The 16207-nt window shown below is 68.6% G+C and carries 16 protein-coding genes and 1 tRNA gene; 6 read left to right on the plus strand and 11 right to left on the minus strand.

Going from position 1 to position 16207, the window contains the following annotated elements:
• A partial coding sequence (locus tag ACFUC1_RS05155; protein ID WP_379117302.1) for a GatB/YqeY domain-containing protein occupies positions 1–446 on the minus strand: 446 nt, incomplete at its 3' end.
• Positions 447–523: 77 nt separating this feature from the next.
• Here ACFUC1_RS05155 and ACFUC1_RS05160 point away from each other — a divergent pair.
• A complete protein-coding gene (locus tag ACFUC1_RS05160) occupies positions 524–1537 on the plus strand; it encodes a metallophosphoesterase (protein ID WP_379117404.1) in 1014 nt (337 codons plus the stop codon).
• A gap of 316 nt (positions 1538–1853) precedes the next feature.
• A tRNA-Pro gene (locus tag ACFUC1_RS05165) sits at positions 1854–1930 on the plus strand.
• 81 nt (positions 1931–2011) lie between these two features.
• Here ACFUC1_RS05165 and ACFUC1_RS05170 read toward each other — a convergent pair.
• The 7 genes from ACFUC1_RS05170 to ACFUC1_RS05200 form a co-directional block, all read right to left on the minus strand.
• Positions 2012–3163, minus strand: a complete 1152-nt coding sequence (locus ACFUC1_RS05170; protein WP_379117304.1) for a tyrosine-type recombinase/integrase — start codon at positions 3161–3163, stop codon at positions 2012–2014.
• Positions 3160–3396: a helix-turn-helix transcriptional regulator gene (locus ACFUC1_RS05175; protein WP_379117306.1), complete on the minus strand. Its 237-nt coding sequence runs from the start codon at positions 3394–3396 to the stop codon at positions 3160–3162. The genes ACFUC1_RS05170 and ACFUC1_RS05175 overlap by 4 nt, the downstream gene beginning before the upstream one ends.
• Positions 3397–3408: 12 nt before the next feature.
• Positions 3409–4938 (minus strand): replication initiator, encoded by a 1530-nt coding sequence (locus ACFUC1_RS05180; protein WP_379117308.1) that lies wholly within the window; start codon positions 4936–4938, stop codon positions 3409–3411.
• A gap of 10 nt (positions 4939–4948) precedes the next feature.
• Positions 4949–5311: a WhiB family transcriptional regulator gene (locus tag ACFUC1_RS05185; RefSeq protein WP_379117310.1), complete on the minus strand. Its 363-nt coding sequence runs from the start codon at positions 5309–5311 to the stop codon at positions 4949–4951.
• The gene (locus ACFUC1_RS05190; RefSeq protein WP_379117312.1) at positions 5308–6825 is read right to left on the minus strand and encodes an FtsK/SpoIIIE domain-containing protein; all 1518 of its coding nucleotides are present in this window, start codon (positions 6823–6825) and stop codon (positions 5308–5310) included. Before ACFUC1_RS05190 ends, ACFUC1_RS05185 begins: the two co-directional genes overlap by 4 nt.
• Positions 6826–6900: 75 nt before the next feature.
• Positions 6901–7152, minus strand: a complete 252-nt coding sequence (locus ACFUC1_RS05195; protein ID WP_379117314.1) for a hypothetical protein — start codon at positions 7150–7152, stop codon at positions 6901–6903.
• Complete coding sequence (locus tag ACFUC1_RS05200; protein WP_379117316.1) at positions 7149–7616, minus strand: plasmid replication, integration and excision activator; 468 nt, start codon at positions 7614–7616, stop codon at positions 7149–7151. The genes ACFUC1_RS05195 and ACFUC1_RS05200 overlap by 4 nt, the downstream gene beginning before the upstream one ends.
• 138 nt (positions 7617–7754) lie before the next feature.
• Between ACFUC1_RS05200 and ACFUC1_RS05205 the strand changes: the two genes are divergently transcribed.
• The 3 genes from ACFUC1_RS05205 to ACFUC1_RS05215 all read left to right on the plus strand — a co-directional run bounded on the left by ACFUC1_RS05205 (position 7755) and on the right by ACFUC1_RS05215 (position 10348).
• A complete protein-coding gene (locus tag ACFUC1_RS05205) occupies positions 7755–8519 on the plus strand; it encodes a GntR family transcriptional regulator (RefSeq protein WP_379117318.1) in 765 nt (254 codons plus the stop codon).
• Positions 8512–9168 carry a 2'-5' RNA ligase family protein gene (locus ACFUC1_RS05210; protein WP_379117320.1) on the plus strand — a complete coding sequence of 219 codons (657 nt, stop codon included), beginning with the start codon at positions 8512–8514 and terminating at the stop codon, positions 9166–9168. Before ACFUC1_RS05205 ends, ACFUC1_RS05210 begins: the two co-directional genes overlap by 8 nt.
• Before the next feature lie 589 nt (positions 9169–9757).
• Positions 9758–10348, plus strand: a complete 591-nt coding sequence (locus ACFUC1_RS05215; RefSeq protein ID WP_379117322.1) for a hypothetical protein — start codon at positions 9758–9760, stop codon at positions 10346–10348.
• A gap of 267 nt (positions 10349–10615) precedes the next feature.
• Here ACFUC1_RS05215 and ACFUC1_RS05220 read toward each other — a convergent pair whose 3' ends face one another.
• The gene (locus ACFUC1_RS05220) at positions 10616–12436 is read right to left on the minus strand and encodes an IS481 family transposase (RefSeq protein WP_379117406.1); all 1821 of its coding nucleotides are present in this window, start codon (positions 12434–12436) and stop codon (positions 10616–10618) included.
• Positions 12437–13497: 1061 nt separating this feature from the next.
• Between ACFUC1_RS05220 and ACFUC1_RS05225 the strand changes: the two genes are divergently transcribed.
• Positions 13498–14037 carry a hypothetical protein gene (locus ACFUC1_RS05225; protein WP_379117324.1) on the plus strand — a complete coding sequence of 180 codons (540 nt, stop codon included), beginning with the start codon at positions 13498–13500 and terminating at the stop codon, positions 14035–14037.
• Positions 14038–14830: 793 nt separating this feature from the next.
• Here the strand turns inward: ACFUC1_RS05225 and ACFUC1_RS05230 are convergent.
• Together ACFUC1_RS05230 and ACFUC1_RS05235 are read right to left on the minus strand one after the other, a co-directional pair.
• A complete protein-coding gene (locus tag ACFUC1_RS05230; protein WP_379117326.1) occupies positions 14831–15772 on the minus strand; it encodes a M48 family metalloprotease in 942 nt (313 codons plus the stop codon).
• Entirely contained in the window at positions 15769–16164 is a 396-nt protein-coding gene (locus ACFUC1_RS05235) for a BlaI/MecI/CopY family transcriptional regulator (RefSeq protein ID WP_379117328.1), read from the minus strand. The genes ACFUC1_RS05230 and ACFUC1_RS05235 overlap by 4 nt, the downstream gene beginning before the upstream one ends.
• Between the last annotated feature and the right edge of the window lie 43 nt (positions 16165–16207).

A 16207-nucleotide genomic window follows, 5' to 3' on the forward strand; every position in this document is an offset into this window, starting at 1 on the left:
GCCCTGACGACGGCGGCAACCCTGCCGCCGTCCGCCCGGCCCGCCACCCGGGCCTGCGCGGCCTTCATGACCTGGCCCATCTGCGGCATACCGCTCGCGCCGGTCTCCTCGACCGCAGCGGCGACGATCTCCTCCAGCTCGGCGTCCGACAGCTGGGCCGGCAGGTAGGCCTCGAGCACGGCGTACTCGGCCTCCTCCTGGGCGGCGAGCTCGGGCCGGTTCGCCTCGGTGTACGCGGTCGCGGCCTCCTTGCGCTTCTTGGCCTCCTTGGCCAGCACCTTGAGCACCTCGTCGTCGGTGAGCTCACGGGCGGAGGTGCCCGAGACCTCCTCGTTGGTGATGGCGGTCAGGGCCAGGCGCAGCGTGCCGGCGCGGACCTGGTCCCGGCCGCGGATGGCGCTGGTGAGGTCGTCCTGCACGGTGGCCTTGAGGCTCTTGTCGCTCATGGGGCCCAGTCTCTCAGGCCGCGGCAAGCGGGTATCCGCGCGGCCTCCGGGGACATTTGCGAGGATGGCGGGCGATGATGCGAACAGTGGGCACGACGGTCGGCGGCGCGGTCGCACTCGGAGCGGGTGCGGTGGCGTACGCGGCGCTGGTCGAACGCAACTGGTTCGCCCTGCGCCGGTTCCGCGTGCCGGTGCTGCCGGCCGCGTCGGCACCGATCCGGGTGCTGCAGGTGTCGGACCTGCACCTCGTGCCGCGCCAGCGGGCCCGCATCGAGTGGGTGCGCGGGCTGGCGACGCTCGCCCCGGACCTCGTCGTGAACACCGGCGACAACCTCGCTGCCCTCGACGCCGTGCCCAGCGTGCTCGAGGCCCTCGAGCCGCTGTTCCGGTTCCCGGGGGCGTTCGTCATGGGCTCGAACGACTACTTCGCGCCGGTGCCGAAGAACCCGGCGCGCTACCTCACCCGCCGGCACGCGGAGGCGCCCCCGGGCCGCCTGCGGCTGCCCACCGAGGACCTGCGCGAGGGCATGGTCGCCGGGGGCTGGCTCGACCTGGACAACGCGCGCACGACCATCTCGGTGGCGGGCCGGGAGCTCGAGCTCGTGGGCACCGGGGACGCGCACATCCGGGCCGACCGGTATGCCGCCGTGGCCGGTCCGGCGTCCACGTCCGCCGCCCTGACGGTCGGCGTGACGCACGCGCCGTACCAGCGCGTGCTCGACCCGATGGTCGCCGACGGCGCCCGGCTGGTCCTCGCCGGCCACACCCACGGCGGCCAGCTCGCCGTCCCCGGGTACGGGGCGCTGGTCACCAACTGCGACCTGCCCACGGACCGCGTCAAGGGCCTGTCGCGCTGGTGGCCCGGTGCGGGCGCGCCGTATGCCGGTCGGGCGCAGTGGCACCAGAAGCTCGACCGGTGGGGCGAGGTCCACCTGCGTGGTGGCGACGAGTCGCAGTGGGAGGCGCCGGAGGACGCGGCGTGGCTGCACGTGTCGGCCGGGCTGGGCACGTCGCCGTACGCGCCGGTGCGGTTCGCGTGCCGCCCCGAGGCGACGCTGCTGACCCTCGTGCCGGAGACGGCCTCGGCCTGACCGGAGCCGGCCTGCGGACCCCGGCCGCCTCCCGCCGCCTCACCGCCTCACCGCCTCACCGCCTCGCCGCCTCGCCGCCTCGCCGGCATTCGTGCCGCATCGGTCACGAATCGCCCTCCGCGCGCCCGCGACAGGGCCATTCGCGCCGCATCGGGCACGAATGGTCCTCACCCGAGGATGGAGGGCCGGTCGGCCTGGCAGCCCAGCAGCCCGGCTCGTGCCGGCACGACGGCATACCGATTGGGAGGCGGCACGGGTGGTGGGCTATCCTTCACTGTCGCTGCTTGCGGACCGCGGTCCGGGGTGGCGATTGCCACGGGGTGTGGCGCAGCTTGGTAGCGCGCTTCGTTCGGGACGAAGAGGTCGCAGGTTCAAATCCTGTCACCCCGACCATTAGAAAACCGCAGGTCAGAGTGATGATGGCACTCCCTGCAGCGAACCCCAGCAGAGCGAAGATCGCCTCCTGCGAGCCCATCACGAGCCCTCAGGTTCTTGGACGGGCCCGCGTCCCTGTTCTGTCTGACCCGACTCCGGTAGTTGGAGCGTTCCGGCCAGCCCCTCGGCCATGAGGTCAGCAGCCCTCGTAAGGGTGTCGTTGAGGAGGTGCGAGTAGAGATCGAGCGTCATGGAGGCTGTCGCGTGACCGAGCAGCGACTGGACCGCCTTGACGTCCCCTGTGATCCTCAGCCACGCCGTGGCGGCGGTATGCCGCAAGTCGTGTGGACGAAGGCCCGGCTTGTCGACCAGGTCGCACGCTGCCTTCCACCCGGCGTCCCGGCGCCAGTTCCTCGAATCCAGGCGCGCGCCCTGCGGTGACGGAAACAGGGGCAGGTCTGGTCGGCCGGTCCGATGCTGCTCCACGATGGGGACCAACTCGGGGAGAACCGGCACCATCCTCGTGATCCCCCGACCGCCCTTCGTTCCCGGCAGAGTTACCCGCTTGCCCTCCTCGTCGAGGACGCGCCGACGTCGGATCGCAAGAAACAGCCGCCCATCGTCGTCCCGCACGACGTCGCGCTCATCCAGCGCAGCGAGCTCCGACCACCGCAGGCCCGCAAGAGCGAGGACAAGGGCCACCTCGTGATGTGGTGGATGCAGCGCCGCGACGAACGTCCGCAACTCCGCCAAGCTGAGCGCGACCCCCGGCGTCCCCTTCGTCCCCGGCACACGGATACCGACCGCTGGGTTGCGGGCGATCCGGCCGTCCTCCACCGCGTAGGCCAAGACCCCACGCAGCACCCGTAGCGCATCGCGCTTCGTCCGTGGCGCAGCAACCCCGCTCCTCGTCCGCAGGCCGGCCACCCACTCCTTCACCATCGCGGCTGAGATCGACGCCACCGGAATACGGCCGAAACGGCCGACGCAATACGCGTGCCAGATCGCGCGATCGTTGCGTCGCGTGGACCCCTCGACATCCCGGGTCGCCAACCACCTCTCGAACAGCTCCCCGGTGTGAACCTGCCCGCGGGACGGGTCCAGCCAAGATCCGCGATCGATCTCGGCACGCTGTTCTGTGAGCCACCGAACGGCATCGTGTCGGCGGGTGAACGTCCGTGAGTCCCGGTGACCGCGGTACTTGAGAAACGCCCGCCACGCCTTGCCGTTCGGGGTGCGGTAGACGCTCATCCCGCGCTCCGGTATCTGTACGTGGCGGACTCCCCCGGCTCCTCGGTGGACTCCACGAGCCACTGCCGAAGCACCGACTCACGCCACACCACCTTCTTGCCGATCTTCGTCCCCGGCGCGAAGTTGCCCTCCGCACGAAGGGTCCAGACCGTCCGAACACAGACGCCCAGGTACTCGGCGACTTCTTTCACGTTCATCAGCCGCTCGGGTGCGGCCAGCTGCTCCACCGTCATGGCGGACCCCTCTCAATCCGGCTTGGAAACCCTCTTCTTCGCTGCCTTGTCCTGGGCGTGCTCACGAGCCCTGGCCGCGGCCGCCTTGGCGAGAGCGACGTCTCCGGGGGTGTCCCAGCCGATTCCGGCGAACGACCAGCTGCCGACGATGAGCGTGGTTTCGGCGTCGTCGTCGGCGAGCAGCTGGGCTTCCATGGAGGCCAGGTCGACGGGTTCACCGCGACGTTGGGCGTCCGCGAGCAGGAGCTGTGCTCGGCGACGGGCGCGGCGCAGCTGGCCGAGGGTGACGGAGTAGCGGCGGGACTTGGACGCGAAGTGCCCGCGGAACCCGAGGTCGTGGACCCACTTGCCGAGCAGCCCGTAGGGCCAGTCGCGCAGCTCGACGGGGCGTCCGGCGTGGTTCCACTCGTCCTCGACGGCGCGGGCGAACTCGTCCGCGACGGTCTTGATGCGGTGCAAGTGCGCGTTGCCCTGGTCGGTGGTGTCGCTGGCGGACTTGGTCGAGTACTTGGCGAGGTAGCCGGCGACCTGCTCGGGTGCGAGAGGCTTGCCGGGGTCGTCGGTGCGGTGGCCGGTGCGGACGTGGCGGGCGTCGACCTGGGCTCCGAGTGCCAGGACACGCTCGCTGTCCCCGGCGAACATGGGTGGGGCGGTGAACCGTACGGACGCGGCGGCGTCGCGGATGAGGTCGGACAGCTTGTCGGCGTCGACGTCGGCGGGTGCGGGGCCGAAGGCTCCGTCGACTTTGGGCCCGTCGAGGCGGATGAGGGCGTGGAAGTGGATGAGCCCGCGGCGCTGGTACTCCCCGACCTTGGCGTACTGCAGCGACGCGCGGGTGTTGAGCTTGGTCTCGCGGACGGCGAGGTGCTGGGCCAGGGCGCGGCGCAGGGCGATGGTGAAGCGCCGCCAGAGTTCGGGGGCCCACCACTGCCAAACGACGTGGGAGGCGTAGTCGTAGCACTCCCAGCACAGGGGGTGCCCCAGCTGCGGGTCCTCGTCGTCGTGGAAGGCCATGCACGTGGCGGGGCGGCCGTGGGGGCAGCGCGGGTTCTTGGCGCGGGGGCGGCAGCGGCGGTGGTTGTCGCGGGTGCCGTGGACGTGCCCGAACGAGGGCGCGGTGAGGGTGGCGAACACCAGCGGGTTCTCGCTGATGGTGTCGGGGACGCCTTTGCCTCCGGCGACTCCGGCGCGGATGAGGTGGAACATGTCGGCGGCGTAGATCCGGGAGCAGGACGGGCATTCCGACGCGCGGCGGTTGCCGCAGCGGACCAGGGTGGACCCGCCCGGCTCCTGGTCGGAGCAGTAGGTCGACAGGACTTCCCCGGTGGCGGCGTCGAGGGTGGTCGAGGATCCGGTGAGGTGGATCGGGTTCGCGCAGAACCCGACCCGGGTCAGTTGGTCGCTGAAGTCCTCGAAGTCGGGCGACAGCAGCCGCTTGACCACCTGCGCAGCAACAGCGGGTGACTCCAGGTCGAGGTCGAGCGCGGCGTCCTCCCCGTACCCGGCGAACGGGTTCGGAGTGGTGGCGGCGTCGACGGTCATGGGTGCGGCCTCAGCCCGCGTCCTGAAGGGCGAACAGGTCGAAGGGGTGCTGGCGGGTCTTGAGCAGGTCCCGCTCCCTTGCCGTGGCGCCCTGTCGCAGCACGGCCCGATCGACCTCGCACAGCCCACCCCAGACGCCATACTCCTCCCCCGCCGTCAGGGCGTAGTCGCGGCACTCGGCCAGTACCGGGCACGCGTCACAGAGAGTTCGGGCACGGTTCCGGGCGTTGAAGTACCCAGAGCCGCTGACGAACCATGCCTGCGGGTGGGGCGACCCGACGCACTTGCCCTCCTGCCCGATGCGAGCAAGGACGCGGCGCAGGTCCGGACGTGCGGCGAGGACGGCTTCGGTGGTCGTCTTGGTGCTGTTCATGACGCCTCCTCTTCGTGACTGGTCGATATGGCTGCGGCTGCGCGGGTGCGCGGCTTGCGCGGCTTCCGCTGCCGTGCGGGTGCTGGGGATGGCGCTGGCACAGAGGGCTCGGACGGGGTTGGAGCCCGGTCGGGGTTGAACGCGTCGAGCGGGTCGACCGGCTTCGGCGGTCGTGGCGCCGACAGGGCCGGCGACGCGGTTGTGGTGCGGGCCAAGTCGGCGATGTCGTCATCGGTCAGGTACGAGGCGCGGACGCGGCGAATGGCGCGGGTGCCCTCGACCCGGACGAACGCCACCCCGGGGGTGAGTTCGCTGATGTGGTCCGCCGTGGCACCCATGTCCCGGGCCCCTTCGCCGAGGACCATGTCGACCTGGATCGGGTTGTCCAGGCGCATCGCCACCCGGGTCGGGAACAGGTCGCGCCAGCCGACGACGTCCTTGCCCGGGTCCTGCACCGCCGCCAGGACCGTGATGCCAACAGCTCGCCCCTTGGTCAGCAGAAGGCCGAGGGCGCGGTCGATCCGGCGGACGGTGTCACGTTCGGCGAACGCCGTCAGGGCCGCGAGCTCGTCGATCACCGCGAGGATGTGCGGGTCCCGCACCCACGGCTCGTGCTTGCGGACGCCTCGGGCGGCCAGGGTCTTGGCGCGGCGGTCCATCACCGCGACGAGGTCCTCGAGCAGGTCGCACATCGCTTCGGGGGCGGAGTCCTCGAAACGGGAGAACAGCTGCAGGCCGGGCCGGAGCTCCATGCCGCCCTTGGGGTCGATGGCCCAGACCTGCACCCAGCCGTCGTTGATGGCCGGCGACAGTCCGCGCAGGAGCGACCACAGCACCGAGCCCTTGCCTGCCCCTGTCGCTCCCGCGATGAGGACGTGGGTGCCGTGCAGGTTGAACCACCACGGGGTGCCGTCCTCGTGCCGCCCGACCGGGACCCCAGCCAGGTTCACCTGGTCACCGCGCGGGAGTGGCAGCGGGGCGATGGTGGTCCTGAGGACGTCGGTGCGGTGCAGCTCGACCCAGACCGATCCCGTCCCCGCCCGGGTCACCCGCGCCTCGCGGACCCCGAACGCGACGGCCAACGCATCAGCCCTGCGGGCGTAGTCGTCCAAGGTGAGACCAGTCGGGATCGCGATCCGCAGCCGCACGACCCCTGCGGGCGTGACCTTCACGTCCTTCAGCGCGCCGTGGACCCAGCGGGCATCAGAGCCGGTGTGGTCGTGGACGACGAGCCCGACCCGGGAGGCGATGCCCCGCCACTTGCGCGGGTACGTGACCCGGACCCATGCGGCACGCAGTCGTGGGCGGACGTGGGCGGCGTAGGACTCAGCCCGCGCCACCCGCCACACCCCAAGACCGACGACCAACACTGCGACCAGCCACAGGACCGCGACGTGACCGGCATACCGGTCGAGCGCCACCATCGATGCGGCGGCCGAGGCGACACGAGGCCGGCGGACCGCGAACCGGAGCAGCTTGAACACCGACCGCACCGCGAACCCGACCAGTCGCACGACCGCTTCCAGCAACATCGGAATCGGTTCGTCGCTGCCGAACATCGGACCCCTGGGCGAACTCATCGCAGACCCCTAGGCCGACTGGCGCGCGTCCGCAGCAGCCGCCATGACCCGTGACTCCGCTGCGCCGAGGGAGGAGTAGGCCCGGAACATGCCCCGGCGCACCTCGTCGTCCGGAGCACCGGCGAACTCCCGGACCAGCTTCGCCAGCTCGGTGCGGACCCCGTCGACGCGGGCCACCTCGTGGTTCAGAACCGCGGGCAGGTCCTTGACGTCGACGTCGAACGCGTCCGCCCACGCCACCGCCTCGACCGGGCGCATCACGCTGCACCCTTCTCAGCACCGGTCGACGGCGGCTTCGCGGTGGACCCGGTGGGAGTCTTTGCGCCGGGGGCGCGCATCCCCTCCGCGCGGAACGACCACGCCAACTTCGCCCGGCTCCCCCGGTCATCGATCCAGCCTGTCAGGGTCAGTCCCACCAGCTCGACCGGCCGCAGCGGCAACCCTTCGACCCGGGGTGGCGGCACCGGCTGCTGCTCCGAGGCGATCTTCACGACGATGTCGCCCTGGCCCTTCGGCGCCTCCTCGTCTAGGTCGACCACCCGGAACTCCCACACCCGCAGACCCGTCTCCTTGTCCCGAACCTGCACATCCCCCGGCTCCCTGCCCTCGGCCTTCGCCCGCTGGATCAGGTCGAAGTCCTCCACCGCCGTCACCTCCCCACGAAAGAACGCCCCCGCCGGGAACACGTCCTCGAACCGAACCGGCATCCGCTGCTTGATCGCCATCACGCTCTCCTCTACTCCTATTTAGGACTACCGTCCTGACTTGACCAAACACTGCTTGGCGTGGTGTCGTCAAGTCCTGTAGAGGATTCATTGGTAAAGACTTGTTAAGGTAGGCGCCATATGGCCGAAGGCGTAGGCGTGAGATCCCCGAAGTACCACCGCATCGCCGACGACCTCCGCTCGCAGATTCGACAGGGACAGCTCGCTCCAGGCGATAGACTCCCGTCCGAGACCGCAACGGCGGCAAAGCATGGGACGACCGTCCCAACGGTTCGCCAGGCGATGGCGGTTCTCCGGGCCGAGGGGTTGGTCGAGTCCAGACAGGGCATCGGAACCTTCGTACGAAAGACTGAGAAATTGCAGCGCCGGTCCCGCAATCGGTATGGCGCGGCCCGTGGCCGCGACGGGCTGCTGAACAACCGATTCCGCCACAAGATCGTCTTTGCAGGCCTGCAGAAGGTTCCGGACTACGTAGCCGAGGCTCTGGGCGTCAACCGGGGACGCGCGGCCGTTGTCCGTCGACGCCATCTCTTCGACGACGCGGGGAACCTGCAAGAGATCGGGGCGAGTTACCTGCCACGGTCGTATGCCGAAGGAACGTATCTCGCGAAGCCAGCTGTCGTACCCAAGGCGCTGTTCCGCTGCGTCGAGGACATCACAGGGCGCCGCTACACCCATGCCCAGGACCAATGGGACGCCCGCCCTGCCACCGCCGAGGAAGCTGATGCATTTGGCCTAACCCTTGGCGCGTATGTGATGCACGTGCTCCACACCGCCCGCGATCAAGACGGCGGTGTGCTCGAGGTGTCCGAGTCGATCTGGCCGGCCGATCGGCTCGCCCTTGTCGATGAGTATGAGATCCCGCAACAGGACACTGGAGAGCCAGGCGGGTCCGATGTCTGAGCACGCGGCCGACAACCTGTATGCCGACCATAACCGGATGGCAAACCACTGGTGGTGGCGTCCCGGCTGGCAGATGGGAACGCAGTTCTACGCATGGCACATCACCCTTGATGGCCAAGATGATCTGCACCGCCTCATGGATGCCTACTCCGAAGCACTTCAGCCGTTCCCGACGCTGGACCCCGTTCCGCGGCAGTGGCGGCACATCACACTTCAGGGCTTGGGGCACGTCGAGGATGTCACCGATGCCGACCGGCGCTCTGCGGTTGCAGCTGTCGCGGCTCGACTTGCCCATCTCCAGCCCATCAAGTCCACCTTCGGTCGCCCCGTAGTGTTCAAAGAGGCGATCGCCCTGCCCCCGAGCAAGCCCAATACATACGCCAAACTCCGCAGAGAGATTCGCGCAGGCATAGCCGACGCGTGGGGCTTTACTCCAGAGAAGAATGAGGGCTTCCGAGCGCACACCAGCGTGGCATACAGCAACAGCAAGGCCGACGGCAGAGCCATCAGGCTGGCTCTCGACGAGGCCAACGTCTCACCCGCCACGGCAACGTTCGCGGCCGTCAGTCTCATTCGAATGAATCGCGACCACCGTATGTACGAGTGGACCACCGTGGATGCGGTCAACCTCGGACCATCGAGCCACTGAACGAAGCTATCCCGATAGGGAACGCGAGCTAGCTGTACTGACCTGACAGGTTGGTCAGCACAGCTAGCGCCGGGTTCGACGGCCGCACTGGTCAACGCGAACGGTGGACACCCCGCACAGATGCCTCGAATCGCCCGGTCTATCCCCTTGCCCGGAGGCTACCGCGCGCCTAACGTGCTCCGGAGCCGTTCCCCCTGGCCAATGATCAGTCCACGCGAACGACAGAGGATTTACCCCCTCCTGAACTTGGACGTATTGACAATTCCTCGGGCCGGGTGGGACGTTGCGAACGTCGCCACATTGCGACACGTTCACAAGGCTTTCCGGGGGGACCGGCATGGCCACCTCGATCATTCATCCGCTTCATGACGAAGGGCGGTGGCAATACGCATGCCCGGGACTATTCCGTTCCACGTGGCTGGTCGCACGATCATGGTCACACCCGAGATGTACCAGCGCCTGACCTCGCCCGACGGCTGGAAAGACCTATCCCTAGAGGAACTTGCAGACCTCGGCATCCAACCAGGTATGACCGAGCAAGGGGGGAGTCCCGTGACGGGCGAGATTCTCGACAGAGAGGAATGAACCTATGCGCAAGAACGGCGGAGCCTTTGCGATAACGATCGCGGCAGCGATGGTCCTCGCCTTCACGTCCCCGGCGGAAGCCAGGAACAGCAACCCCGACGAAGTCACGATCAACGTCGCGGGGGAAAGTCTCACCATGACCGCCGACATGGCGAGCCGAGTTCAGGACCCGGTGAAGTTCTCTCAACTCACGGTCGAGCAACTTGCGGCCGTGGGTATCCACGCCAACATGGGCCACGCCAGCGTCCACGGCGCATTCATACCTGACTCCAAGAGTGGCGGAATTCAGCCCAACAACGCCTCCGGATGCGACTGGACCAATGGAGGTGGGTCCGTCTGCATCTACGTCTTCGGAAGCGGCCTTCACGTCAGCGAGTGGGACACCAGCGCGAAGGTAGGTGCGTATCGATGCACCTATGCGAGCTACTGGATAAACAACGGGCAGTGGCTTATCACCACCGGGCCGGAGCTTTGCGGGCAGAACGGAACGTTCTGGTCCTATTGGAAGCCCAACGCCGACTACTTGGCTAACCGCTCAATTTGTAACACCTGGGTAGGCATTGCCGGCAAACCCTGCGAGACCATCACGCCCTAATCTCGTCTCTGGTCGCTCGACCTCGCTGAGCGCATTGCTGGAGCGCTGACCCGTGCGGCGCGCACCGGAAGGACGCGCTTTGCGCCCACCTCTGCGGGCCGAGCGAGCTTTCCGTCCAGCTACGTCTTGGACGTCACCATCCTCGCTGACCTGCGAGAATTGCGCCGCCTTCTGCAGGAGTAGGTGCGACCTTCTCGTGATGGCCGTCGTTGAGCTGTGCCAGGTGACGTGCGACGGATGTGTGCCACCTGATGTGCAACACCTCGCCTAGGAACCTGAGGTGTCAGCGGTCCGCGGCCGCTGGCCTTTGATGCTACGGACCGCGGCGGTGGTGGTGCGCCGGAACGTGCGGGTGTCGCCGTCGGGGAGGTCGACGCTGATGGTGGTTTCGGACGCGGTCACGGTGACGGTGTGGCCGGCGTGGGTCCGGCCCAGGGCGATCTTCTGCTCGGCGACCATGATCACTCCGGTGTTCGACGCCCGTCGCTGCACCCGGACGGGTTCGAGGGTGGGTCGTGGCGGCGGGCCGGCCAGGCGGGTGCCGCGAACGTGCTGCAGGTCCTGTGGGGTCAGCGGGTTGGGGCGGGTGCGCAGCAGTTCCCTGGTGTCGGGGTCGAAGATCATCAACAGCTCCGGTTCGATCCGCACGGACACCTGCCGCCCGGCGAGGATCTCCGCGGCCAGGACCGCGTGGTTGCCCAACGAGATGGTCCCGACCCGGTTGACCACCCGGTCGACCTCGACGGCGTCGCTGCCGTCGGGGGCGGGCAACGGCGGCGCACCGGCCGGCACCGCGCCCTGGGCGACCAGCACGCTCAGGTCTGCCACCGACAGATGCGACCGCAACGACTTGACCCGCGCCCCGTCGACGAGCAGGTGGATGACCTGGGTGTCGGCCCACACCCGCACGCTCTTACCGGCCCGGTAGGTCCCCAGCCACAACAGCTTGCCGGCCACGGTGATCATCCCGCTGGGCGGGACCACCTTGTCGAACTCCACCGGCCCCGCAGTCCCGGGCGCCGACACCCCAGACCTCGGCATCGACGACACCGCCGGCTCCTCGACCCCACCAGCTGGGTCGGGGCCGGTTGGGGTCAGGGCCGGTGGCAGCCACAGCGTCAACGCCTCCCGCTCAACTTGGGGTACCGGGGCGAACCGGTCCGCCGGGGTGACCGGGCTGTCCGGGTCCAACCCCTGGTGCGGGCGGTCGGTGTTGTACGCCGCCACCCACGCATCGACCGCGACCTGCGCCTCCTGCACGGACTCGAACGGTCCAGCCTCGGTGAGGAACTCCGGACGGAACGTGCCGTGAAACCGTTCCACCTTCCCGTTCTGGTTCGGTGACGCCGGCGCGGTCAGCAGGTGCTCGATGCCGTTGCGGCGACAGATCTTGTCGAACAACACCTCACCCCGGGACGGGCCGTACCGACTGAACCGGTCGGTGAACTGCTTGCCGTTGTCGGTGATCACCTGCTGCGGTGCCCCGTACCGGGCCAGCGCGCGTGCGAACGCCAGGCACACCGCCCTCCCGGTGGCCCGCTCCACCACCTCAGCCATCACGCAGAACCTCGAGTGGTCGTCCACCCCGGTCACGACCTTGACCTCCCGCACCTCACCGATGGTGGTGTCGACCAGCTGCACCCCGCCGACGATGTCGATACCCCACAGCTGCATCGGCCCGGGCCGCTCGAACCGGACGTACGAGGACCGCGGGCGCTTCCGTGGCCGCGGCGCGGACAGCCCCTGCCGGTGCAGGATCCGCACGATCGTCCGCACCGCCGGCACTGTCACCCCCGCGGACGGTGGGGTGCGCAGCAGCTCCAACCGGATCCGCCGGGCACCCCAGCGCGGGTGTTCTCGACGCATCTCGGCCACCAGCACCTCCACCGAGGCAGGAACCTGGTGCGGGCACGACACCGGACGATGCGACCGGTCGACCAAACCACCCAGCTGGTCACTCAGATACCGGCCCACCCACCGATGCACCGTCGAACGGTGCACCCCCACCAGTGCGGCAACCTCGCTGACCTCCGCGCCCGCCAGCACCGCCCGGACCGCGTCCAACCTCTGCTCGACAACAGACAACACAACCAGTGCCAATCCCGGCCTCCCCGCTCCAGGACGCCCCGCGGAGACGTCCCACTCAGGGTGCCGACCAGGGCGCATGTCGCACATCACCTGGCCCACCGATGTCGCACATCACCCGGCACAGGACACGTGATGGCCGTCGTGCCCCGTGAGGAGTTTCTTTACTGGTTCAAGCGCGGCTCCGCCGCGAGGCGCGGGGCCCCGCGATGGGGCCCCGCGCTCCGGGCGCTTCGCGCCCTACGCGCACCCCACCGCACCCCACGCAGACGACAAGGAAGGGTGACCATGCCAACCCCGCATGGCAACTGCTCGGTCCGGCGCTACGAAGAGCGCCGTCGCTGCGCCCAGAGCATTGATGCCCCGTCGACGAGCAGCCAGAACCCAAGCACCCCACCGCCAGCTCCTCCGCCGAACAGGCCCGCCATCAGGGCCACACGGGCGCCGTCTGGAGGATCTACCAAGGCATCTTCACCTCTTGGTCCCGTCCGCGCGACAACGCCAGTGAAGCCGACGTCGTACATGTCTGGGCATCCGCGGATCTCGAACGTACTCGGGAAACCCGGTCGCGGATCGGTCACCGCAAAGCGGTAGGCGAACTCATCCGCGTTGTTGAAGATCGCTCGAGCGCCGCAGGAGGTACGCCCGCCAGTGGCATGCACGTCCTTAACGCGAACGCGCTCCCTGGGCACTCCGTGGGCCGATACGAAGTCGATCCCGACGAGCAAAGCGCCAAGCAAGGCGAAACCGACCCCCCAAATCAGCGCCCAAAACACCGCGCGGCTCCACCAGACCTCCGTGGACGTGGGGATGTCCCCAGCCCCCCGAGGCGTCCACCGTTCCTCCACAGCCAGAACAATATGCCGCGGTAGCCCACTTCCTGGCCAGCCGCGCTTCCGCCGCCGACCCTGCGCTCCACTCTCCGCCCACCTCCGGGCCGCATCAAGGGCGCTACGCGTCACTCCGTGATGGCCTCCGGCCACCCTTGACCCACCCACTCCGGCAGGCTCCCCTGCTCCGCTATCGGGTCGGTGGCTACATGTGATCGCCCTAGGATCCGTAAGGTGACACGGGACCGATACGTAGGCATCCACAGCCTGATGGCCCGCATTCTGTACTGCACACTGCTGGCCCTTGCGATGCTGGCCACCTTGGGTGGCATGTTCGACCCCACTCCCGGGCCGGACAAGCCCGAGATTCTTCCCGGAGGCCTGTTCCTCGCACTCGAGGCCATCCTGTTCATTCGGTCGCTGCGCATCGGCTTGGTAATCGACACAGACCACGTGGCATCGCGCGGTCTCATCAGGACACGCAAGTTCCCGCGTCCTACTGTCACCCAGGTCACCACCGCTGGCTACAACGGCTTCATCACCCGCGGAGTTACCTCCGGCCTCTTCCTGATGCTGAAGTTCGAGGCCGCCGGCCGTACAGTCGAACTGCCCCAACTCATCGGCAGGGCCAAGGTTGTCCGGGGGCTCGCCGATGAAGCCCAGGCAGCCTTGGGCTTGCCGCGGCGTCCGACACACAGTGATCCAGGCGGCACCGTCGCACGCCGAGAATCGCGAGCCCAGCGCGAGCCCACAGACCATCGGGACCCCTCCTAAGAGGCCCCCTTCTCCATTCGGATTGCACTGTGTTGCAGTGGAATCGAGAATCGGCAAAAGGACAGGGCGCGTTCGGGACGAAGAGGCCGCAGGTTCAAATCCTGTCACCCCGACACGTTTTCGCAGGTCAGCGGCCATTTTGGCCGCTGCGAGCGAAGGCTCGTCCGCGCCGACTGAGTAACTATTGAGGAACTATCCGCGCTTCGTTCCAGCGAAGCGCATTCCCAGCGCGATCGCGATTGATGCGACAGCGGTCTCGGGCTCCAGAACCTCGCAAGTCGTCTCGGATGATCCTGTGCCCTCGTCCGCGTGCCCTTTGTCAGCCCGCGCTCGGCGATTCGCATTGGGCCGCAGGGCCCTGCGTCGCACGAGATCCCGCACGACGCCCCTGGGCGGGTCCTTGACCTGCACGTTCGCCTCTGACTGAAGATCGGAAGGTCGGCGGCTCGACCCAGCCCCTGGCCACCACAGACCCGCAGGTCAGACCACTGGCCCGCGGGTTTCGTGTTGTGTGGGGGTGTTCTTGCTAACGCTTCTGCTAACAGCCCTCGCAGACACGGCTCGGGCGAAGATGTCCGCGACGCCCGAACCGCGGCAACCGTAAAACGTTGTGAAGCAACACGATTCGGATCAGTCGATCCGCCCGCGCCATCGGGTGCGACACCACTCACGTTCCACGCCGCCGCGGCCTCAGTCCACTGATTGTCAGTCCGCGCAACCAGACTTGACCGAGCCCTTACTCACAGTCGTCGATCGCGGGGCCCGGCCAGGGCGGGAGTGCCCCGACGCCGTCTCAGTGGCGCCCGAGAAGGGCCGCCTGTGCGACCTCGAACACGTGCTCCGTCACGAGAGCGCAGACCACGGCGGAGAGGGGGCCCGCGGAAATGAGCGCTGTGAGCACCAGCGTGGGGGCGCTGCGAGGTGGTGCGGGGGTATCCAGCAGCGCTCGAGTGCGGCGAACAGTCGGCGACGTGGTGATCCCAAGGGCCAGCTGGTGCGCCCTGATGGGGGTGGGCCTGTCCGCTTGGGCCAGCGCGGCGCGGGCGATGGCGCGAGCCGTCACCGCCCTGTCCCCAGTCGCCATGGCCGCGTCCTCGTCAGCCCAGCGTTCAACTTCGAGGCGCACCGCTCCCACCAGCGGACGGAGAAGAGGATTGGCACGAGCGCCGAGCTCGGTGAGCTGGATGTACAGGTGGTGTCGGTGCTTGAGGTGGGCGTGCTCGTGCGCGAGAAGCGCGCGCCGTTCGTCAGCAGGCAGTGCGCGCAGCATCGCGGTGGAGACGACAACGCGGCCGCGCACGCCCGGCACCACGTAAGCATCGGGCCGGTCGTCCTCGACGATGACGAGGTCGTCGGTGCCGGGCCCCAGACGGCGGCAGGTGGCGTCGGCCGTGACCAGGTCAGCAGCGGCGCTCAGGCTGTACCGCAACGCAAGCCCGAGCAGGGCAACAACGACCGTAGTCGCCATGGCCCCAGCGACCAGCGGGATGTGTTCCTGGGCGGTCAAGGCCTGGGTGGACCAGTGCCCGATGGCCCCTACCGAGGGCAACGCCGCGACAGCGATGAACGCGATGGTGCTCAGCACGAAGCCGGTGGCGAGGGCGGTCACCACGGAGGCGGAAGCCAGCAGGCGGACGGCCGTCGAGGGCGCCAACCAGCGCCCGGCGCGAGGGCCGATGAAGGCCAGCCCGAGACTCGCACCAAATGGGGTGAGCAGGAGGAGGAAGACCTTCACCGGGTGCCCCCGGGTGGTGGCGACGCCTCGCCGAGGATGCCGCGCAGCACGTCCGCGTCCTCCGCGCTCAGGTCCTCCACGAACCGGGTGAGGATCCCGGCGCGGTCCTCGCGACCCTCGAGCAGCTTGCGCATCCGGTGGGCCGCCAGGGCCGCGGGTGCTTGCTCGGGCTGTCCAGCGAAGGTGTAGCGGTAGGCCCGCCCGTCGAGCTCACGGCGCAGGACGCCCTTGGCAGACAGACGGGAGAGCGTGGTCATGACCGTCGTGTACGCCAGGCCCGACTGCAGGTGCGCCATGACGTCGTTCGCGGTCACGGGGCGGCCGGCCGCTGCCACGCAGGCGATGATCTCGCGCTCCAGCTCGCCGCGACCCCGAACAGCACCGACCGACATGCGACATCCCCGTCATCTACTACAATCTTAGTAGTACGACCGT

Origin of the sequence: Pedococcus sp. NPDC057267 (assembly GCF_042668795.1) — a bacterium.
Taxonomy (GTDB): domain Bacteria; phylum Actinomycetota; class Actinomycetes; order Actinomycetales; family Dermatophilaceae; genus Pedococcus.